The organism is Moritella viscosa (assembly GCF_900120065.1).
Taxonomy (GTDB): Bacteria; Pseudomonadota; Gammaproteobacteria; order Enterobacterales; family Moritellaceae; genus Moritella; species Moritella viscosa.
The window spans coordinates 80,147-101,512 of sequence record NZ_FPLG01000047.1 but is presented as its reverse complement, the minus strand read 5'-3'; the positions used below and the strand labels follow the sequence as shown (position 1 = coordinate 101,512).

17 protein-coding genes are annotated in these 21,366 nt (G+C 36.4%); 13 read left to right on the top strand and 4 right to left on the bottom strand.

All coding sequences use genetic code 11. From position 1 onward, the window contains the following. Window positions 1-5: 5 nt before the first annotated feature. Window positions 6-2,009, top strand: a complete 2,004-nt coding sequence (locus BT797_RS07555; protein WP_075471553.1) for an alginate lyase family protein — start codon at window positions 6-8, stop codon at window positions 2,007-2,009. Between the two features lie 7 nt (window positions 2,010-2,016). On the opposite strand, the gene BT797_RS07550 is transcribed toward BT797_RS07555, so the two are convergent. Then, window positions 2,017-3,141, bottom strand: a complete 1,125-nt coding sequence (locus tag BT797_RS07550; RefSeq protein WP_075471551.1) for a GNAT family N-acetyltransferase — start codon at window positions 3,139-3,141, stop codon at window positions 2,017-2,019. Between the two features lie 272 nt (window positions 3,142-3,413). Between BT797_RS07550 and BT797_RS07545 the strand changes: the two genes are divergently transcribed. From BT797_RS07545 to BT797_RS07490, 12 genes are all read left to right on the top strand, one after another. Further along, a complete protein-coding gene (locus BT797_RS07545; RefSeq protein WP_075471549.1) occupies window positions 3,414-4,064 on the top strand; it encodes a fibronectin type III domain-containing protein in 651 nt (216 codons plus the stop codon). A 514-nt stretch (window positions 4,065-4,578) separates the two neighbouring features. Next, complete coding sequence (gene wecB, locus BT797_RS07540; protein WP_045110205.1) at window positions 4,579-5,715, top strand: non-hydrolyzing UDP-N-acetylglucosamine 2-epimerase; 1,137 nt, start codon at window positions 4,579-4,581, stop codon at window positions 5,713-5,715. A 104-nt stretch (window positions 5,716-5,819) separates the two neighbouring features. After that, on the top strand, window positions 5,820-7,070 hold the full coding sequence (wecC, locus tag BT797_RS07535; RefSeq protein ID WP_045110204.1) for a UDP-N-acetyl-D-mannosamine dehydrogenase: 1,251 nt from the start codon (window positions 5,820-5,822) through the stop codon (window positions 7,068-7,070). 62 nt (window positions 7,071-7,132) lie between these two features. Next, window positions 7,133-9,193: an XrtA/PEP-CTERM system histidine kinase PrsK gene (prsK, locus tag BT797_RS07530; RefSeq protein WP_075471547.1), complete on the top strand. Its 2,061-nt coding sequence runs from the start codon at window positions 7,133-7,135 to the stop codon at window positions 9,191-9,193. A 66-nt stretch (window positions 9,194-9,259) separates the two neighbouring features. Then, window positions 9,260-9,868, top strand: coding sequence for an XrtA/PEP-CTERM system exopolysaccharide export protein (locus BT797_RS07525; RefSeq protein WP_082276030.1), 609 nt, complete (start codon window positions 9,260-9,262; stop codon window positions 9,866-9,868). A gap of 26 nt (window positions 9,869-9,894) precedes the next feature. After that, the gene (locus BT797_RS07520) at window positions 9,895-11,460 is read left to right on the top strand and encodes an XrtA system polysaccharide chain length determinant (protein ID WP_075471545.1); all 1,566 of its coding nucleotides are present in this window, start codon (window positions 9,895-9,897) and stop codon (window positions 11,458-11,460) included. Then, window positions 11,457-12,218, top strand: coding sequence for an AAA family ATPase (locus tag BT797_RS07515; RefSeq protein ID WP_075471543.1), 762 nt, complete (start codon window positions 11,457-11,459; stop codon window positions 12,216-12,218). The genes BT797_RS07520 and BT797_RS07515 overlap by 4 nt, the downstream gene beginning before the upstream one ends. Window positions 12,219-12,231: 13 nt before the next feature. Then, entirely contained in the window at window positions 12,232-13,512 is a 1,281-nt protein-coding gene (locus BT797_RS07510; RefSeq protein ID WP_139291647.1) for a TonB-dependent receptor, read from the top strand. A gap of 25 nt (window positions 13,513-13,537) precedes the next feature. Next, complete coding sequence (gene prsR, locus BT797_RS07505; protein ID WP_139291646.1) at window positions 13,538-14,908, top strand: PEP-CTERM-box response regulator transcription factor; 1,371 nt, start codon at window positions 13,538-13,540, stop codon at window positions 14,906-14,908. 60 nt (window positions 14,909-14,968) lie between these two features. Continuing rightward, complete coding sequence (locus BT797_RS07500) at window positions 14,969-17,611, top strand: tetratricopeptide repeat protein (RefSeq protein ID WP_045110198.1); 2,643 nt, start codon at window positions 14,969-14,971, stop codon at window positions 17,609-17,611. Window positions 17,612-17,741: 130 nt separating this feature from the next. After that, on the top strand, window positions 17,742-18,248 hold the full coding sequence (locus BT797_RS07495) for a hypothetical protein (RefSeq protein ID WP_045110197.1): 507 nt from the start codon (window positions 17,742-17,744) through the stop codon (window positions 18,246-18,248). Window positions 18,249-18,325: 77 nt separating this feature from the next. Then, window positions 18,326-19,360: a polysaccharide deacetylase family protein gene (locus BT797_RS07490; RefSeq protein ID WP_045110196.1), complete on the top strand. Its 1,035-nt coding sequence runs from the start codon at window positions 18,326-18,328 to the stop codon at window positions 19,358-19,360. 86 nt (window positions 19,361-19,446) lie between these two features. Here BT797_RS07490 and kdsB read toward each other — a convergent pair whose 3' ends face one another. The 3 genes from kdsB to lpxK are packed head-to-tail and all read right to left on the bottom strand — an operon-like array spanning window position 19,447 to window position 21,363. Next, on the bottom strand, window positions 19,447-20,202 hold the full coding sequence (gene kdsB / locus BT797_RS07485) for a 3-deoxy-manno-octulosonate cytidylyltransferase (RefSeq protein ID WP_045110195.1): 756 nt from the start codon (window positions 20,200-20,202) through the stop codon (window positions 19,447-19,449). Continuing rightward, window positions 20,199-20,387: a Trm112 family protein gene (locus tag BT797_RS07480; RefSeq protein WP_082276029.1), complete on the bottom strand. Its 189-nt coding sequence runs from the start codon at window positions 20,385-20,387 to the stop codon at window positions 20,199-20,201. The genes kdsB and BT797_RS07480 overlap by 4 nt, the downstream gene beginning before the upstream one ends. Next, entirely contained in the window at window positions 20,371-21,363 is a 993-nt protein-coding gene (gene lpxK, locus BT797_RS07475) for a tetraacyldisaccharide 4'-kinase (RefSeq protein WP_045110194.1), read from the bottom strand. Before lpxK ends, BT797_RS07480 begins: the two co-directional genes overlap by 17 nt. Window positions 21,364-21,366: the final 3 nt, after the last annotated feature.

Below are 21,366 nucleotides of genomic sequence, written 5' to 3'. Positions count from 1 at the left end.
AATCTATGCAAGCACTATCTTGGTATATAAAACGCGTTAAAACGATGTCCGGAAAAGAAATCACTTGGCGTGTAACGTCATTATCCTCAGCACTTTATGAACATCTACGAGTGAGTATGAACCTCGTATCGCAAGCAGAATTTCATGATAACTACCAAGAAAATACACAATTCACCCCTCCATTTAACGTATTTATAGGTGATATATCAGCCTTTTGTCCTGAGTGGCGACAAGCGCTACTTAACAAAGCAGATAAAATCATACAACATAAACTCAGTTATTTTGATTTACAAGAGCAACATTTAGAAACCCCTATCAACTGGCATAAAGATCATGCAACAGGTCAACAAACAAGTCGTGCGGCTATCATGTCTGTTAATTATCGTGACATAAGTAAAAATGGCGATTGCAAGTTAGTTTGGGAGCCTAACCGCCACCATCAATTTGTAGTATTAGCGCGCGCATATAAAATAACTGGCGAAATAAAATATGCACAAAGTGTCGTTACTCAACTAACAAGCTGGCTAGATGCTAACCCTTACGGCTACGGCATGAATTGGAAAAGCCCCCTTGAATTAGGTATAAGAATGATTAATTGGGTGTGGGCAATTGATCTTATTCTCGACTCAGGGCTTTTTGTTGGTAACTTTAAAACACAGGTATTAAATAGCGTCTACCTTCATTGTCGTGATGTAAGTAGTAAGTTTTCACAAGGCTCTTCTGCTAACAACCATTTAGTTGGAGAAGCCGCAGGTGTCTATATAGCCAGTAGTTATTTTTCAATGTTAAAAAATGCTAATCATTGGCGCCATAAAAGTAAACATGTTTTAGAAACTGAAATACAAGCGCAAACCTTTGCTGATGGATGCTCAAAAGAGCACGGCTTCAGTTATCAATTTTTTGTATTTCAGCTCTACCTGTTCTCATCACAGGTTGGATATTGGCAAAAAGATAACTTTTCATCAGTCTACCAAGATACGCTAAATAAATTAGCCGCATTTATTGCTTTAATTGCACAAGGAGGAGAAAATTATCCCATGGTCGGTGATCAAGACGATGGTTATGCGCTTGATCTTGGTAATCATGTCCATGATATAAATGCACTTTGTGATTTGGCCGCCCACCTTTATGACAATCAAATATTTCGTATCAATTACCGAAAACCCTGTGAGTCTGCATTTTGGTTATTCAATCAACGCATAGAGCGTGAACACAAGGTTTTACAAGAAGTACCAGATTTAATTTCTCGAAAATTCCCAGAATCCAGTTATTTTTTATTACAAGCCGGTAGTGTAAATAATAATGATCAAGTCAGTATTTTATTCGATTGCGCAGAGCTAGGCTACACATCGATTGCAGCCCATGGTCATGCCGATGCACTAAGCTTAGTGATGCGTTTAAACGGCAAAGATCTATTCGTTGATACTGGTACATACGATTATTATAGCTTTCCACGTTGGCGTAATCAGTTTAGAAAAACGCAAGCACATAATACGCTCGAAATTGATGGATTAGATCAGTCGGTCATGACAGGTCCATTTATGTGGGAGCAACATGCACAAGCGCAGTGCACTCTCTGGAATCCCACTAAATCAGGAGGACAGGTAGCTGGTTTTCATAATGGCTACCAACGACTCTCATCGCCACTTATTCATGAACGTCACTTAGATTTGAATACTCAAAGAAATCGTTTAGCAATAACAGATAAAATACAGTCCCAAGGCAATCATAATATTGCGTTATATTTTCATCTATCAGAAAATTGCAGTAATATTAAAATAAAAGGTAACATTTGTACCCTTTACTTAAATAGTAATAAAGTACGCATCAGCCTGCCCAAAAACTTAACTCATGAAATAGTTAGCGGTAAATGGCATGAAGATACCGACCATACATCTTTAGGCTGGATAAGTCGTAGCTACCATCAGCGCACAGCGATTAATACATTGATTTCAAAAGGTAACACCATTGGTAATAAGCAATTTATGACTATAGTAACTTGGATTTAATAACGTATTATATTAACGTTAAATAGCGCCCTGTTGGCCAAATCTGTTTAACCTCAAAAGGTAAGTTCTTCATTTTTCTATGCCAAATAAAAAGGTTTAAACCGTGTTTTTTTTCTGCAAGCCAACGTCTTTTATGGTCTGTATAAACACCAAGAAAATCATAACAATACACGCCTTCTTCTTTGCACTTTTTGTATGAAAAATAGCGTAAAACCTGCCCAATTCCTGATAAGTAATCAGGGTTATAGCCTTCTTGTATGGCTAAAAATTGGTTGTTATACATATATCCAAGTTGCATAGCCTGTATTTCACCTTCACTCTCAAGTCTGAGTAACCTTAGCCAGCCTTTTTGTAATGCCAAAGGAACAAAGTCACGGTAAAAATCAACTAACTCAGGACGCCGCTGAAAGGAGCCTAAACCTAGATGTTGCCAGTGTTTATTGTGTAATGTAAACAGTATTTCAAGATGCTTCCCAATATCATCAAATTCATGGCTAACTTCAACCTGCCAAGGCCCAATCTTATCTAAGCGACGGCTAGTTTGACGTATATTAGTACGCAGACTCTTAGATAGGCTAGGTAGTATTTCTGCTGTTAGCCCTCCTAACGCCACCTGAGCAAACTCAACAGTTCGGTAATGATAATAGAGAGATTTAGAAGCTTCTAATGACTCTAATAGTGTTGTACCTCCAGTAGTCCAAGATGCAACATTAGTAAACCAAATAAAATCCCAATAGGGTTTAATACTAGGACTAAGCAAAGACTCCCAAAGCATGCTTTTAAGCTCACAGCTCCTCTCTGCTTTAACAATAAAATTCGAATATTCAGAACCAGAGCAGTGATCACCAACAAACCGTAAAGATTGATATGTTAATAAATTAGCTAATCGGTATTCTTGTATGTAGAAAGGGGCAATAGCGAGGGTCTGTTGACTATTTTTAATCACGACTACAAGTAGATTAATCGCTGTACTTTGACTTTTTCGCCAACTATCCATCCACTCCCAGGTTAGAAAAATATTATTCGCATCAGACTGTTCAAGAAGGTTTTGCCAATCCTCTTTCAAAGCCTCAAATTCACTCCACTCTTTTATTATTCTAATTTCGATAGATTTATCTTCACCGCTAACCATATAAACCACCTCATCATGCCCAATAAATTATTTAATTTTTTTATAAAAAATAATACCTTGAAAATCAAATTAATAGGAAATACAAGATATAAAAAAAACATCATAAAAACAAAACTTTAAAATTAAAAAACAATAAATTCAATTAATTACAATGACGTCTTCATAGACTAACAATCAATTTATTGCATTCTTTATCACGTTTGACTTATAGGGATTATGAACTAGACTGCACATCCGAATATCTAAGATCACGAAGAAATATGGAGTTAAAAATGAATGATTCAAAACAATGGAAAGTTTCAATTAGGCCCCCTCGTCTACTCATTTTTTATTGGTTATGTTTATCATTTTTAACAGCTTGTGATCAAGATTCAGCATCAAATGATGACACGAATCCAACTGTTGATTTAGGTCCGGACTTAACTGTCGATGTCGGTGAATCAGTTCACCTCGACCCAACAATCAAAAATTTAGACACGGATACGATCTCTTACCTATGGGTACAAACATCCGGAAATCCGATATCGTTACCAGACAATAACAGTTCATATATAGCATTTACGCCACTTGTAAATGACTTATTAGAATTCGAGCTAACAGTCACTGATAATCAAGAGCAGGAATATAAAGATGCAGTGTCGGTCACTGTATTACCAGAAAATGGGAAATATACAGCCCAGCTCAACTGGACAGCACCGACTGAAAACGAAGATGGCTCAATACTGACGAACTTAGCAGGATATAAAATATATTATGGCCAATCTATAACTAATCTCAACGTATCGATCGTAGTCAATGCCCCCTTAGAAACCTCATACGACATCAATAATTTAGACTCAGATAACAGTTACTTTTTTTGTATCTCAGCTTACAGTGCTGCTGGGTTTGAAAGTAAATGCAGTGATACAGTAAGTATATTGTAGAAATTATCAATATATTCATAACAAATAACGCCCCATGCCAGCTCAGTAAAACTCATGTAAGAACGATGGTCTAACATAGTTTACTGACTAGGCTTAAGCCCACTACTTACGGTTTTTGTCACTATTATTTTATGATATTAAGCACTCATACTCCCCACTCTGCTTCAAATAAGTCTATATGCATAATTTCCTATAAATGCTCAAAAATTTAATTATAAAACTAGAATAATTATTTCGAATTTAAAAAATCACATTTTCTATAAACAACTGATAATCGTTGTCTATACTTCATTGAAAATACTCACTGACAATATTACACCAAATACTTCAAACGGTAATTATCAATCGGACTACGCAAACTCTCAGCATCATTTACGTGGAGAGTTTTGAAAGTAGCGAAACGATTTTATGAAACTCATTCTTTGTAAGGTTAATTTATATACGTACTACAAGATAACAGCCCTAATACTTTTAGTATTAGGTATTACAATTCATACAGAATGTTGAAATTATCATGCCTATAAAAATATTAACCATCTTTGGTACTCGGCCGGAAGCAATTAAAATGGCCCCTCTTGTTAATGCGCTGAATGATCAACAAGGTATTGATGCTAAAGTCTGCGTCACAGCACAACACAGAGAAATGCTAGATCAAGTTCTTGATTTATTTTCCATTATACCTGACTACGACCTCAATATAATGAAACCAGGGCAAGTATTGTCAGAAGTTACTACGAATATACTATTAGGTTTAGAGCCGATTCTTAAAGAGTTTCAGCCCCAGTTGGTTTTAGTTCATGGGGATACATCCACTACTGTATCTGCAAGCTTAGCAGCCTTTTATCAACAGATTCCAATTGGACATGTTGAAGCCGGTTTACGTACACGAAACCTAAATTCCCCTTGGCCAGAAGAAGGAAATAGAAAGCTAACAGGCGCAATTACAAAACTTCATTTTCCACCGACTGTAAGCTCAAAAATGAACTTACTTAATGAAGGTGTACATCCTAATGACATTGAAGTAACAGGTAACACAGTCATCGATGCATTGATAGAAATAACAAATAAACTCAAGAATGACTATCAATTATCCAACACACTAGCAGACAGATTCTCACAACTAAGTAACGATAAAAAACTTATTTTAGTAACAGGCCATCGCAGAGAAAGCTTTGGCGGTGGATTTGAACGAATTTGCGAAGCGTTATCTGAAATTGCAAGTAAGCACCCTGATATTCAAATCGTTTATCCTGTGCACCTAAACCCAAACGTCCTAGAACCCGTAAATCGAATATTATCCGGCCTCAACAATATCTTTTTAATCGAGCCACAAGACTACCTTCCTTTCATATATTTAATGAATAAAGCATACTTAATTTTAACTGATTCTGGCGGTATCCAAGAAGAAGGCCCAAGCTTAGGTAAACCAGTTTTGGTCATGCGTGATGTGACGGAACGCCCTGAAGCAGTCAGTGAAGGAACCGTTTTACTTGTTGGTACTGATAAAAACAAAATTGTTAATGCAATAGAGCGCTTACTACAAGATGAGGTTCACTATAACCAAATGAGTCGTTCGCATAACCCCTATGGAGATGGGCAAGCGAGTCAGAAAATAATAGCTAAGATAAAACACTATTTCGAAAACCTCTAATACACGCCCTATTGGACCTGTTTAGGTATAAGAAATAATGGTGAATAGCAATAAGGACTTCAATGCATCAATCATGTGCAATAAAAGTTTAAAGGCAATCAATTATGGCGCTCGATAAAGTATCAGTAATTGGATTAGGTTACATAGGGCTTCCTACTGCAGCAATTATTGCTTCCAGTGGCTTGACTGTAATTGGGGTAGAAGTTGACCAAGATGCTATTGAAACCATTAACGCAGGAAAAATACATATCGTCGAGCCGAATCTAGATACAGTCGTTCGTAGTGTGGTTTCCACTGGTCATTTACGCGCAGTGGCAAAAGCAGAACCTGCAGACGTATTTATAGTCGCCGTGCCAACTCCTTTTATCCATAGTGATGATGGTAGCCATCAACCTGATATTAGTTATATTGAATCAACAACTAAAACAATAGCCCCCGTTCTTAAAAAAGGTAACCTAGTCATCCTAGAGTCAACATCTCCCGTGGGAACGACTGAAAAGTTAGCGGCTTGGTTAGCGAGAGCTCGTCCCGATCTTTCTTTTCCTCAGGATGCAGGCGATGCTGCAGACATCAATATCGCATATTGCCCAGAACGAGTATTACCAGGGTATGTTTTGCAAGAACTCGTCTCCAACGATCGTGTAATAGGAGGTATGAGCAAAGCTTGTAGTGCTAAAGCAATTGAACTTTATCGTACTTTCGTTCGCGGTGAATGCGTAGTGACAAATCCTAGAACAGCTGAAATGGCCAAGCTAACTGAAAACTCATTTCGTGATATGAATATTGCATTTGCTAATGAACTTTCTATTATTTGTGACAAATTAAAAATAAATGTCTGGGAGCTAATCAAACTATCCAACCGCCACCCTCGTGTTAATATTTTAAATCCAGGCCCCGGAGTTGGTGGACACTGCATTGCCGTCGATCCTTGGTTTATTATTGACAGCTGTCCCAAAGAGGCACAACTAATCAAACAAGCACGCTTGATCAACGATCACAAACCCCATTATGTTGTTGATCAAATAATACGTGCAGCCGATGAATTTAAACGTCCTATAATTGCCTGTTTAGGACTTACATTTAAAGCTGACATTGATGATCTTAGAGAAAGTCCAGCCTTGCACATCGTTGAATTCCTTGCCGATAAAAAAGTAGGTCGATTACTTACTGTCGAACCAAACGTAAGGTCGTTACCCCCACATTTATCACACTCAGACATAGAGCTAACAAGCTTAGACATTGCCTTAGAGATTGCTAATGTAGTCGTTATACTGGTAGACCATCAAGAATTTAAAGCGGCAGATAAAACCCAGTTTGCAAAAAAAATTGTTATTGATACTCGTGGGATCCTATGAGTTAAAGTTCCACCCGACTTCGATATTCAAACATTACAGTAGATAAAGGTTGCGAAAGATCCATGATGGGTTATTTATCCCAATTAACTACATTTGATTTTCTAGTAGCTTGCGTGGAACTCGCACTTGCTTTAACTGCGCTGATTAAAATAAAAAACGTAAAAATAAAGCTTAGTTTTTGTATTTTTTCTTGTTATTCAGCTATCTGGCATATCAGTTTAAGCCAAACCCCATTCACTAATCTAGCATCAAGTTACCAATTTCAACTGCTCGAAATAGTGCGTTATATTGGTTTATTTTTGGTGCTTATTTACCTATTAATGTATTCTCAAAAGACACGGCTTCCTACACATTACACAACTTTTATATATCTCCTTATCATTATCGCAAGTACCACTTATCTATTTAGTTTAAACGAACCGTTGTATCCATTTTTTCATCCAAAATCATGGCTGTATATAAAAATAATATTATGTTTGATGGCAATCGTTACCGCAGAACAAATCCTCAGGCATACGCATTCAAATAGAGTGAGTAAATTAGTGGCACTTGTTGCGATTACTCTACTTGCTTATGACATCCTCGTTTTTTCTAACTTATTACTATTTACCAGCAAGAATTATAACCTTTGGTATACAAGGGGCGTGCTTAGCACAACAACATCGCTAATATTCGCACTGTCAATTATCATATACCCATTTCAGCAGCTACAAGATAGTAAATTTAAATTATCTCGTTCGATAATAATGTTTAATGCAAGTTTCATATTGGCAGGAATATTCCTTATATGCATGGCGACATTGGGGCTTGTGGTTAATATATTTAATGCTGAATGGGCAGAAGTCTCTAAAATCCTTCTGTATGTCATGTCAATATTTGCCATCGCGGCCTTATCGTGTGTTGAAAAGTTCCGTTTGCTTATTACTGTTTGGATTAGTAAGAATTTCTTTGTTAATAAATATGACTATCAAAAACAATGGATTGAGTTAGATTCACTGCTGTCAAAAAAACGAGAAGATAACAATGGTTACGAAATAGCACTTTCAGCCATGACCACTTTATTTAAATGTAATAGCGGAGGGATTTGGTTAAAAGGCCAGCAATTTTACTCCCCCGTCGCCTTAAAGAATTTCGACTTACCTTCCTCTGGTGCAATTGAAGCAAACAACAGCCACTTTATACAATTAATGGATGAAAATGAATGGGTATTTAAAGCGCATAAAAATACCAATATTTATGATAAAGAAAAAAATAAACTTTTACCTCAATGGTACCTTAACGCTAAAGGCCCGTGGGTTATAGTGCCATTAAATGCAAACCAAGAATTAATAGGTTTTACCGTGCTGTGTGAGAACACAATTAATTCACCATTAACTTGGGAAGATCTAGATATATTAAAACTAACTGGACGCCAGATCGGCAGTTATATCATCAGTCATCAAACATCTGAAAAATTAATTCAAAATAAGCAGTTTGATTTATTTAATAAAATTACCGCCTTTGCTGTTCACGATATAAAAAACCTTATTTCACAACAAAGTTTGATCGTTAATAACGCTGAGAAATTTATGCACCACCCTGATTTTATTCATGATGTCATATTAACGATTACTAACTCAGTAGAAAAAATGGATCAATTATTAGTTAAACTAAAAGGTAATCCACACGGTAATATTGAGCCAGTCAATATAAATAAACTTCTTAAAAATGCGATAGAAATGAATATATCTAACTTTCCAGATCCAACTATATCCATACAAGGTAAAGATGCATTTGTAATGGCAGATAAAGATAAATTACAAATGGTGCTCTATCATTTAATTAGAAATGCGCAGGATGCAACCGAAGATAGTGGAACCATAGCAATAAATCTAGCGACGAAAGATGAAGAGCTTTGGTTAGAAATAAAAGATAGCGGATGTGGTATGGACAAAGTTTTTATTAAGGAACAATTATTTAAACCTTTTTCAAGTACGAAACAAGATAAAGGAATGGGCATTGGAGCATACCAAATAAGGGAGCTGATACATTCATTACAAGGAGAAATTTTTGTTGACAGTATCATAGGCAAAGGCACCACATTTTTAATTTTTTTACCTTTGAACAACAACAGAAATAAATAAAATAGTACATATTCATGATCATAACATAAAAACTGGCACGCTTTAGCTCAACTAAAAGAGGACTATATGCCAAACATTTTATCCATTGTATTAACAGTATTTATATTAACAAGTTGCTCTACATCTGGTTCACTCGAGACGATCGCTCCTGAACAGAATGTCAGTATTCCTGAATACAAAATAGGTGCAGGGGATCAATTATATATTAACGTTTGGAAAAATCAGGACTTATCACTAAATATGCTCGTTCGTCCTGATGGCAAAATATCCGTCCCACTTGTTGGTGATATTCACGCCGTAGGCCTTCCAGCAGAGACATTGGCAGCACAACTTAACGAACGCTTAAAGAAGTTTATTCGAGATCCAGAGGTAACGGTGATAGTTACATCGCCAATCAGTGCCGAGTTTTTAACTCGGGTTCGTATCACTGGCGCAGTTAACGCCCCTCAATCGACACAGCATAGACAGGGGATGACCGTACTCGATTTACTATTACAAGCAGGTAGCCTAACCCCTTTTGCCGACGGTGACGGTGCCATTTTATATCGAAAAACAGACGATGGTGTTAAACGTTACTCTGTAGAACTTGATCACATTATTAAGCAAGGGGATATATCTACTAATTATGAATTACGTCCATCAGATATTCTGATTGTCCCTGAAAGTCTATTTTAACGTGAATTTAATGAGGTATTTTAAACATGGAACAAAATGAAATATTAAAATACATACCCATTATATGGCAGAAAATTTGTTTAAAAAAATTCAAGTCGATACTGCTTATAACGTTAATCAGCTTTACTATTTTAGGGATTGGAATCTATAAACCGTCTGTATTTAACAGTGAAGTAACTATTTTTGCTGACACTCAAAATATCATCAAACCCTTACTAGGGAAGCAAACCTCAGTAACAAATGTAAAGCAAAGCAGAACCGCACAAATTCGTGATGTTATCTACTCTCCTAGACAATTAAATAAAGTGATTAATAATATTTATGGTAAAGGAACTTTCGCAACAGCGGCAGACCGAGAAAAAGAACTGGCTAGTATACGAGAAAAACTAGAAGTAAAAGGGTTATCAGGTAATTACATTAAAATAGTGTATCAAGATGATAGCCCAGATAAAACCTATCGATTACTTAATGAAATAGTCAGGCTTTTCATTGAAGATAGTGCGAATACTAAAAGAGATGAAAGTCGAAGCGCATATAATTTTATAAAACAACAAGTGACGAGTTATAAAAATCAATTAGTGTTAGCTGAAAATAAATTAAAGAAATTTAAATCATCACATTTAGATGGCACAGAAACAGGTGTCGAATCTAGAATTTCAGTGTTACGTAGTGATATTGAAGATATGAAAATAGAAAAACTGGAAAATTTAAATCGCATTTATTTACTTAAAAAACAATTAAGTTCACAAAAAAAATTCTCATCAAATGATTATGAAATATCCATTTACCACAATCAACTCAGGGAATTACAACTGCGCCTTGAAAACCTATTACTCGTGTATAAAGACGATTACCCTGAAGTATCTGACGTTAGATACCAAATTAGTGATCTAAAAAAGGTTATTCAAGATTTGAATTCAGGGAAAAAAGAAAAACGTAATATATCAAGTACGCTCAATCCATTATATCAAGAGCTAAAAATAAAACTGGCAGAAGCCACTATTTTACAAAGTACAATAGAAAATAGACTTAAAGCCTTTCATAAATTAATTGAAGATGCTTATGAACGACGTAAGCGAATTGCTAATAACCAGGCAGAGTTGTCTGAATTGACTAGGGATTACAATGTAGTTCGGACACTGTATGAAGACATGCTTGCAAATAAAGAAAAAGCACGCCTTTCCATGGTGCTAGATATTGAAGGACAAGGGGTTAACTACAAAATACAAGAGCCAGCAACTTATCCCATGACCCCATCTGGACTTCGCTTTGTACACTTCGTTATTGCAGGCCCCATCCTTGGATTATTATTGGTCATTGCCCTATTTGCAGTGAAAGTCGTATTCGATAATAAGATTCGCTTTGCCTCTCAATTGTCATCCCTCACTAATACACAACTTCTAATCAGTATTGATCATACTTCTAGTCGTTCTGAAAGAAAAAAACAAAAATTAGGCAATACTTTATTCACGTTGTACTTCTTATGCGCATTAACAATCTATATAGCAACTGCACTTACCCAAAAATATGACGTATCTATACCAACATTAATTACACCATTGTATTTTCAATTAATGGGATTAATAAAATGACACAGAACCCTTTAAATTTAAAAGCACAAAGTATTAGTAGTGGCCAATTGAACACTAATAATATAAATAGCGATGACGGTCAAAAAATTCAAAATATGAATGATGCTTGTCTATTCACTTCAGAAAAACTAGATGAACTAAAAATAATTTATCCCGGCTGTAAAAATGATAAATCTCTTAATTATTATCGCGAATTACGCACTAAACTATTAAAAATAGCCAATAACGAAAACTTTGTTTGTATGGTATCTAGCATCGCTCAGGGGGCTGGTACGAGTCATGTTGCAATTAACTTAGCTGCGAGTATTGCATTGGACCACAGTAAAACAGCGCTGATAATAGACTGTAATAGCTACAGCCCTCATCTACATCACTATTTAAAAGATAAAAACCCACTCGGCTTATCTAACTACCTTGAGCATAACACCCAAGAAATTGAAGATATTATCTATCCTTCAGGTATCCGTCGAGTCAGGATTATACCTACTGGCATTCAAACTGAATATGCAGCTGAAAACTTTTCATCCGACAAAATGAAATTGTTTATCGATACAGTAAAAAAACGTTATCCAGATCGTTTTATTATTTTAGACACTCCACCTATTAGTCTTTATGTAGAAAGCCAAATTTTAGCGTCAATTTGCGATATAGCGATTTTAGTCATTAGCTACGGACATGCGACAGCATCAGAAGTACAGACTGGAATTGATCTGATCAGCAGCGATAAATTGGCGGGTATTATTCTTAACAATAAGTAATATGTCTATGAATATGAGTAGCAATACTATTCGAATATGTATAACCATATCCTCGTTTAGTATCTTATACGGGAGTAACGCTCTCGCATCTGAATCCGACGTTCGAGACAGCTTTGTAGAGGTGGGCGCGGAGTATGAATACAGTGATAACATCTATAAATTACCTAATCGTAAGAAGGATGGGACGACGACGACAGCTGGAGTCGAACTCAGCTATAAGCAAAGTAAAGCCAACAACCGTATTACTCTTAACTACAACGCTGAATACTCAGAGACAAGTAACGCAGACTTACAAAGTAATAGTTATTGGATAGGTCACACAGCCGTTTCACAAGACGTTTTCAGTAAACATCTACTGTTTAATCTTGAGCATACTCGTCAACGTTACCTTATAGATCAAACAAAAACAGCGCTTGATAGCAACAAAGATGAAAGAGATCTTCTGACAGCTGGATTACAGTGGCGAATCCCTTATTCGCACCGAACAACCTTTACATTAGGCACCACACATACACAAACTTGGTTTAAAGAAGAGAAAATCAATGATAATAGTACGAATGAAGGTCAAGTCAGTTTGCAATATGCATTAGATGACATATCAGAAATTCAGCTCAGTTATGTTCGTAGCCAAAATAAATTTGATGATTTTGACTACACCTACGATGAGCATAAATTAGATGTCCGCTTAACACGTCAATATTTACGGGGAAATTACGCCTTTAACGCAGGAGGAAACTGGGTTGATACTTCCAGCGAAAAATATGATGGATATCATTATGGATTCACTATTGATGCAAGACTTCATCGGTATTTATTTATCTTTAGTGCGTCTCAAGTATTAACTAATACTTCAGCTCAAGTTGAGACTGATGATGAGTTAGACTTTTCAAATAATAAATTATTTTATAGAACTAATATTTCATTACAACAACAATATACGTCATTAAATAAGCGATTACTCAGCACTGTCCGCTTATATTATGATAATGATGATGCAATCGCATCCATTAACGGCTCTGATATCAGAGATCAAGATAGATATGGCGCTTACGGAGAGCTAACGTGGTCGTTTACAAATAAATTAAGCGCTAACTTATCCCTAAACTATTATAGTGCCGAGCTTTCAAGTAACGACACAAAACAATTTACAGAAGCAAAAATTGGCAGCCGTTATAGTTTAAATTCCTCAATATATATCCAATTTACGGCGTCTTTTGAAAAACAAAATAGCATGCAGAATTCTGCGGGTTATAAAGAGAAACACTATGCAACTAGAATAGCTTTCAGATACTAAACATTCTGATATTAGGGAGTTTATTTTGCAAAAAAACATCACTAAAACATTACTCATTGTTGAGGATGATATCGGACTTCAAACTCAACTTAAATGGCACTTTTCTAATTATAATGTAGTTGTAGCTGCGAATGTCAATGATGCTATTGCAGCTATACGTTTACATGAACCACAAGTTATGGTGCAAGATCTTGGCTTGCCACCCGAACCAGATGGCGTAATACAAGGTTTCAAATTACTACAACAATCCCTACGTATACATCCGCACATGAAATTAATCGTTATGACAGGTAATGATTGTAATGAGCATGCGCTAAAAGCGGTCAGCCTAGGGGCTTATGATTTCTATAGTAAACCAGCCCACCCTGAAACACTGGAACTTATCGTGCAACGTGCCTTTCATATGCATCAACTCGAAAGCAAAAATAGAGCCTTTAATTTATCTAAAAGTAGTAATCTGGAAGGGTTGATCACTACCGATGATAAAATGCTAAAGCTTTGTAAATTAGTCGAAAAAGTCGCGCCGACCAATGCAGCTTGCTTACTCCTTGGTGAAAGTGGAACAGGTAAAGAAGTATTAGCCAAGGCATTACATACTCTCAGTACTCGTAATGAGCATCCTTTTGTGGCAATAAATTGTGCAGCCCTACCCGAGAACTTATTTGAGAGTGAATTGTTCGGCTATGAGAAAGGTGCGTTTACCGGAGCAGTAAAAAGTACCCCCGGAAAGTTTGAGCTTGCCAATGGTGGAACCGTATTTCTTGATGAAATTGGGGAAATGCCTCTGCAGTTACAAGCTAAACTGCTACGCTTTTTGCAAGAGAAAGTAATAGAACGAGTTGGAGGAAGGAAGTTAATTCACCTAGATACTAGAATTGTTTGTGCCACCAATAGAAATTTAGAAGATATGATGGCTAACGCTACATTCCGGGAAGACCTCTATTATCGAATTGCAGAAATACAGATAGAAATTCCGCCATTAAGAGACCGAAGTTCAGACAAAACCTTACTCGCTCGTTATTTGTTAAAAAAATATGTTCACAAAGAACATTTAAACATAGTAGGTCTTAGTGAAGAAGCTATCAATGCTATCGAGGAATATTCATGGCCTGGCAATATTCGAGAACTTAGCAATAAAATCACTCGAGCCGCTATCATGTGTGATGATAAATACATTAGCGCTGAAGATCTTGGTTTAAAGTCAGCTGAAAACACCCAGCTAAATCTAAAAGTTATTAGGGAAAGTGCGGAAAAAAATGCACTAAAAACAACACTAAGTGCAACAGGGAATAATATCTCTGCGGCTGCAAAATTGCTTGGTGTCACTAGGCCTACATTATACGATTTAATGAAAAAACATAATTTGGATTCGAGCTTAAAAACAAACCTGATTTAATAACAAACTAAAATCAGTCAAACACATAAATCTTAATAAAGTTAGACTAGGAAGATATGTATGAAATTAATTGAACTTAATATTCAAATGGAAAGCGTCTTCACAGCAATATTACTATCAGGTGTAATTCTACTCGCAGGTTGCAGCGAATCAACTGATTTAAAGAGCAACACTGATCCAGACATATACATTCAACAGAGTAAAGCATACCTCGATGGGCATCAATTCAAATCCGCTTTTAATGCCGCAACCGAAGCAATTAATGCCGAACCTAACGGACTTGAGGGTTATCTTATTTTAGCGTCAATACAGCTACAATCAGGGCATCCGAAAGAGAGTATTAAAGTACTTGAGGCGTTTAGTGGCAGTAAAAATGTCGAGTACTATTTTGCACTACTGGATGCTTACCAAATGTCAAATAAATTGATTTCAGCACAAAAACTTATTGAACAGCAACAACAATTACTGTCAATACAAGCACAACGTTTACAACTATCCGTTGCACAGCAACTATTGCATACCGATAAGTTAAAACAAGCCAAAACAGCGTTTAGCCAATTATTAGAAGATCCAGATTACAAAGTTGGTAGCATGCTTGGCTTAGCCAAAATTGAACTTATCTCAGGCAATGAAATTAATGCAATCAGTATAATCGATAATATCATCGAAATAGCCCCTAAAAACACAGAAGCTCTTTTCTTAAAAAGTCTAATTTATATCAATATGGATGAGCTTAATAATGCAGAAGAAGCACTATCACAAACACTCGCTAGCCTTCCAAATGCTGATATATTTACAGTACAACGAATTAAAATATTTCAGAGCTTGGCACATGTATTAACACAGCAAGGGCGACTATCTGAAGCAAAGATATATACACGTATTTTATCTGATGAATTCCCAATGGCAGAATCACGATCTCTACAATATACTCAGGCACTTGATTTATATAAAAATAAAGAGTTCTCAGCGGCTAAAGAAGTATTATTAGAAATTTTAGATGAGGCTCCTGGACATAAAAAATCAACCACCTTATTGGGATTAATACTTTACAATGAAGGTAAACCACAAAATGCCGAAAAGTATCTCATAGATGTTGTTGACCCAGAAGTATCGCCAACAAAACTCACAGAGCTTTATATCAAAACCCTATTACAACAAAATAAATCTGACCATGTATTAGATCTACTCCAATATATACCTGAAACAAGTAGAGATACGGACACATGGATTCTTTATATAAGTGCAGCAATCCAGCAAAAAGAGTTTGGCAAAGCCAAAAAAGGTCTTGATAAAGCAATGTCATTAAGCCCTCAGGCAGAGCGTGTTGCATTACTTGCATTCCTTTATTACAGCAACTTACCAGAACCACAACCTGAGATGGCATTACAATCCCTATCTTCAAGCTTAATTTCTAATCCAGAAAGCCCAAAATTACAAGCATTGTACATTCGACAACTACTTGCACTTAATAAAACAACACAAGTAGATAACTACGTTGCAAGTTTAGAGGAAACATACAGTAAAAATACGAATACACAATTAATTGTCGCGAGCTACTACGTATATCAACAGAGATTACATAAGGCAATACAGATAATAGAAAATATTTTGATATCAGAGAATGATAATATCCAAGCACTTTATACCATGGCAAAAATCAATGATATAAATAGAGACTGGCAGTTATCTTTAAATAACTATAACGACATTATTAAGTTTTACCCCACTGAATTAACAGCCTATAAAAGGGCCGTACTGAGCTTAATTCGATTACAAAAAGATCCTTTGAAGGCAGCAGATTACCTTCCCGAAAATTATAACGCTAGCGTATTAGCACTCACCTTAGCCCATTTAAGCCTACGACAAAATAGGCTTGATTTAGCTGATAATTATGCAAAAGAAGCAAACAATGAGCTGCCTAAAAAATACCAAGTAAACCATGATGAATTAACGGTACAAGTTGCTTTATTGAGAGCACGTACCGCTTTCATAGAAAATAATTATTTAAAAGCGAGAGAAATAGTCATTTCAACAACTAACATTTCTGAAAATAATATTCGCCTCCTCAGTTTATTAACACACATAGAGATTGCTTCAGGTCAATATAATGAAGCCCAAAACCTAACTGAAAAAATAAACCAATTACTACCCAATAATTCATTAGCAACAGTACTCCATTCGTATATATTAAATGCCAAAGGAGAAAAAAATAAGGCGATAAAGCTATTACATTCATACTGGAATAAAGTAAAAGATAGAAACGTCGCTGAGCAATTATATTTACAATTAAAAACTAATAACTCAGAAAAAGCGTTCGCGTTCCTTGATGAATGGCAAAACGCATTTCCTGAAAGCCTGATACCAACTCGGTATAAGGCTATTTACTTGCAGGAACGAGGTGAAAATAAGCAAGCTATTGCCATCTATAATTCAATATTACAAAAAGCACCAAATGAGATAATCAGCTTAAACAATACCGCTTGGCTTTCTTTTGAAGCTGGTATTCCACAGGCTCTTTCTTTTGCTGAGCGAGCCTATAAATTAAAACCTAATAATGCGGCTATTCTAGATACTTATGGTTGGATATTATTTCATAATGGCGATAAAGACCGAGGAAAAGCATTAATCGAACAAGCCAGTAAATTATTACCTAATGATAAAAGCATTCAACAGCATTTAGAAAAGGTAAGTAAAGGATAACTGTCGAAATAATTTACATAAGTTTCAAGTAATCATGCTGTATATATTTAACACATTGAAAATAAAATCATATTAAAGTTGGTGTGGAATGTGCTTTATATTGAATATACATATTTTTAAGGCGATAACCATGAGAAAGTTTATATCTCTACTAACAGTGTTATTTTTATTAACAAGCACGACAACATCTGCAATGTTACTTGAAGGTAAAATAGACTTCACCGGTCTATCAACGACAACTGATGATGGTTCAGCAGTAACGTCATTAATGTTCTCTACCTTTGAAATTGATGCGGTAACAGGTAACTTTATTCCTGATGTTACACCAGGTGATACCGTCATATTTTCGGATCTCCCCACCATAGTTCCAACTATTGATTTATGGCATGTTGGAGGATTTGAATTTGACCTTGCTGCTATTACTATTAATACTGTTGTTGGTAGCGTAGCTATCATTGAAGGGACTGGTTTTGTTTCAAAGGCTGGTTATGAAACAACTCCCTTTCATTGGGCTTACAGTAGCATGCTAGGTAATAATACCTTCTCTGCAACAGCGGTTTCAGCACCTGCAGGTGCTGCACTATTAGGCTTAGCACTTTTAGGTTTTGGATTCACTCGTCGTAATCATCAAGTGTAATATAGCGGCCTATCAACCCTATAGAATTTTATGGCCTAAATAGCTAATAAGTCACTTTTTTTAACGGGAGTGAGTTAATGGAAAAAGTTCAAGTCAAATTAATACTCAGTTTAGATTATGAGCTTTTTTTTGGTGATAATACTGGCAGTATTGAAAACTGTATGATTAACCCAACACAACTGTTACTTCAGTTATTGAATAAGTATAATTGTAAAGTAAGCTTATTTGTTGATGCAGGATTTTTGGTTAAGCTAAAAGCGCAATCTTTTGACTTTCCAGTTTTAGAAAAACAATATCAAACGATTAAAACACAATTAAAATCACTTTCATCGCAAGGCCATGATATACAGCTTCATATTCACCCTCATTGGCAGGATAGCTATTATAATGGTAATACTTGGGTAATTAATACTGAACGCTATCGTTTGCATGATTTTAACCCAAAAGAAATCAACGATATAGTAAAAACATATAAACAAGAACTTGAATCATGCAGTGAACAAGCTGTATTCGCTTTTCGAGCTGGAGGTTGGTGCTTACAACCCTTTGAGCAAATCAAATCAGCGTTAAAAGCGAATGACATTTGGTTAGACAGTACAGTGTTTTCTCAAGGGCATTCAGACGAACCAAGCCGTTGGTTTAATTTTAATACCATACCTAAGCAAGCTTATTGGTACTTTGATAATGACCCTTTAAAACAACAACAAGACGGTTATTTTACCGAACTTCCCATCAGTGCAACTAAAACATCACCTCTATTTTTTTGGAAGCTCGCACTTCGCAAAAAACTCCCCAGCCGCCTATTTAGTTCCTTTGGCGACGGGCAAGCAATGATCGCAAAACGCAGTTATTATATTGAGCGATTAACAAAAACAACTTACGGGCCAGTCATGATTGATGGTTCCAAAGCTGGACAACTCGAGAAGGCATTCCAAGAACATCTAGAACAAGCAGATCAAGATAGTATATTTAATATAATGGGGCACCCAAAAAGTTTATCTCCCTACTCTTTAATAAAATTAGAGCAATTTTTACAGCTACATAGCGAGCTAGATTCCATTACCTATCAAGATCTTAAACACCTTAAAAAGCACCGAACGTTTCCACGCTAAGTGCTTTACATGCTACCAAATGCTTATTGAAAAAGATGTTTTACATTACTTAATCGACTAAAGCAGCTTGTTTTATTCGTAAACAATCAACCACTTACAATGTTACGTACAACAACAAGATCCTCTGGTGTATCAATGCCTGCAGCGGGTGCTTCAAGCGCTTCTTCAACATGAATTTTTTCACCATGCCAAAGTACACGTAATTGCTCTAACGATTCTATCTGCTCTAATTCTGTCTCCGCCCACTGAACGTAATCACGAATAAAACCAGCACGGTATGCGTAGATACCTATATGACGTTGGTACACAGGCTTAATCTCTGTCACTGGCGCATGCATAAAATTATCACGATGATACGGAATCGGCGCACGGCTGAAATACAAAGCATAACCTTGCTTGTCTGTGACAACTTTAACCGCATTAGGGTTAAAGACTTCTTCCACATCTGTAATAGCAACAGACAATGTCGCCATACGTGCTTCATTTTGTTTACCAAGGTTAGTCGCTACTTGCTCAATAATACGCGGTGGAATTAGTGGTTCATCACCTTGCACATTGACAATAATATCATCATCATTAAAACCTAACTTACTACATACCTCAGCTAAACGCTCTGTGCCAGAGTTATGCGTAGGTGAAGTCATACAGACTTCATAACCTAAAGCAGTAACGACCTGTTCAATACGCGCATCATCAGTAGCAACCACAACACGTGAAGCACCACTTTGCATAGCTTGTTCAGCAACACGTTGGATCATTGTTTTACCACAAATATCAACGAGCGGCTTACCGGGTAAGCGGCTAGATTGATAGCGTGATGGGATGATGACAATAAAACTCATTTAGCTAACTCTTCACTACTTAACTGACGCGCCTTAACCTCAAGTAGTACTGGAATACCTTCCGTAATTGGATAAGCAAGACGATCTGCATTGCAAATAAGTTCATTGCTGCTTTTGTCGTAGTGCAATTTTCCCTTACAAACAGGACAAGCAATAATTTCAAGTAAGTTATGATCCAGAGTCATGAGTTAATTCCTTTAATTTTAATAATAACGTCGGTAAAAAATCGCTATTTAAACTTGCGTTTACCGGTAAATAATACCAATTATCTTGAGCAAAAGATTGACACTTTACAGCATCTTTTTCGGTCATAATAACGGTTCGCCCTGCTGCAAACTGTTCAATCTCAACGGCAGTAAAGGCATGATGATCAGGAAATGAAAGATGTTCTTCAATCACATAATCGTGTTTATCTAATGTAGTATAAAAACGCTGGGGATTACCAATGCCGGCAATTGCAACCATAGATTTAGATTTATCCGATATCACCAACTCATTATTTGCTACTTTACGTAATGGTGCTGCAACGAGGCGCATATTCGCTTCCCCAGTTAACCCATTACCACCATTACAAACAACAAAATCGGCCGTTTTTAAACGCCAAGCCCCTTCTCGTAACGGTCCCATTGGTAATAAATGACCATTGCCAAGGCGACGTTTACCGTCAATCACAATTAATTCTATATCTCTTTGCATGGCATAATGCTGTAACCCGTCATCAGTAATAATAACATCGACATCAAAATTAGCTAACAAATGCGCAGCTGCCTCGACACGTACAGGACTAATCACCAAAGGACACTGCGTACGTTGCTGTAACATAAACGGCTCATCACCACTTTGCTCAACAGGCGACTCATCAGTAACAATATAAGGATATTGGGGTGCTTTAGATCCGTAACCTCGGCTAATAATACCAGGCTTATAACCCGCAGCGGTCAGTTGCTCACACAAATATACAACAAGCGGCGTTTTACCAGTACCACCAACCGTGATATTACCAACAACTATCGTCGGTACTGAAGGTTTGATACTGGCTTTAATACCCGATTTAAATAACGCGCGACGACAGCCTGTAATGGCTGCAAAAGTAACACTTAACGGCGCAAGTAACCATTTAGCCCAATGGTTACCATACCAAACATCCTCTTCTATTTTCACACT

What these genes read in the sequence shown, in the direction of transcription:
- BT797_RS07555 (WP_075471553.1), top strand. Translation starts at nt 6, where the DNA reads ATGCAAGCACTATCTTGGTATATAAAACGCGTTAAAACGATGTCCGGA.
- BT797_RS07550 (WP_075471551.1), bottom strand. Translation starts at nt 3,141, where the DNA reads ATGGTTAGCGGTGAAGATAAATCTATCGAAATTAGAATAATAAAAGAG.
- BT797_RS07545 (WP_075471549.1), top strand. Translation starts at nt 3,414, where the DNA reads ATGAATGATTCAAAACAATGGAAAGTTTCAATTAGGCCCCCTCGTCTA.
- wecB (WP_045110205.1), top strand. Translation starts at nt 4,579, where the DNA reads ATGCCTATAAAAATATTAACCATCTTTGGTACTCGGCCGGAAGCAATT.
- wecC (WP_045110204.1), top strand. Translation starts at nt 5,820, where the DNA reads ATGGCGCTCGATAAAGTATCAGTAATTGGATTAGGTTACATAGGGCTT.
- prsK (WP_075471547.1), top strand. Translation starts at nt 7,133, where the DNA reads ATGATGGGTTATTTATCCCAATTAACTACATTTGATTTTCTAGTAGCT.
- BT797_RS07525 (WP_082276030.1), top strand. Translation starts at nt 9,260, where the DNA reads ATGCCAAACATTTTATCCATTGTATTAACAGTATTTATATTAACAAGT.
- BT797_RS07520 (WP_075471545.1), top strand. Translation starts at nt 9,895, where the DNA reads ATGGAACAAAATGAAATATTAAAATACATACCCATTATATGGCAGAAA.
- BT797_RS07515 (WP_075471543.1), top strand. Translation starts at nt 11,457, where the DNA reads ATGACACAGAACCCTTTAAATTTAAAAGCACAAAGTATTAGTAGTGGC.
- BT797_RS07510 (WP_139291647.1), top strand. Translation starts at nt 12,232, where the DNA reads ATGAGTAGCAATACTATTCGAATATGTATAACCATATCCTCGTTTAGT.
- BT797_RS07500 (WP_045110198.1), top strand. Translation starts at nt 14,969, where the DNA reads ATGAAATTAATTGAACTTAATATTCAAATGGAAAGCGTCTTCACAGCA.
- BT797_RS07495 (WP_045110197.1), top strand. Translation starts at nt 17,742, where the DNA reads ATGAGAAAGTTTATATCTCTACTAACAGTGTTATTTTTATTAACAAGC.
- BT797_RS07490 (WP_045110196.1), top strand. Translation starts at nt 18,326, where the DNA reads ATGGAAAAAGTTCAAGTCAAATTAATACTCAGTTTAGATTATGAGCTT.
- kdsB (WP_045110195.1), bottom strand. Translation starts at nt 20,202, where the DNA reads ATGAGTTTTATTGTCATCATCCCATCACGCTATCAATCTAGCCGCTTA.
- BT797_RS07480 (WP_082276029.1), bottom strand. Translation starts at nt 20,387, where the DNA reads ATGACTCTGGATCATAACTTACTTGAAATTATTGCTTGTCCTGTTTGT.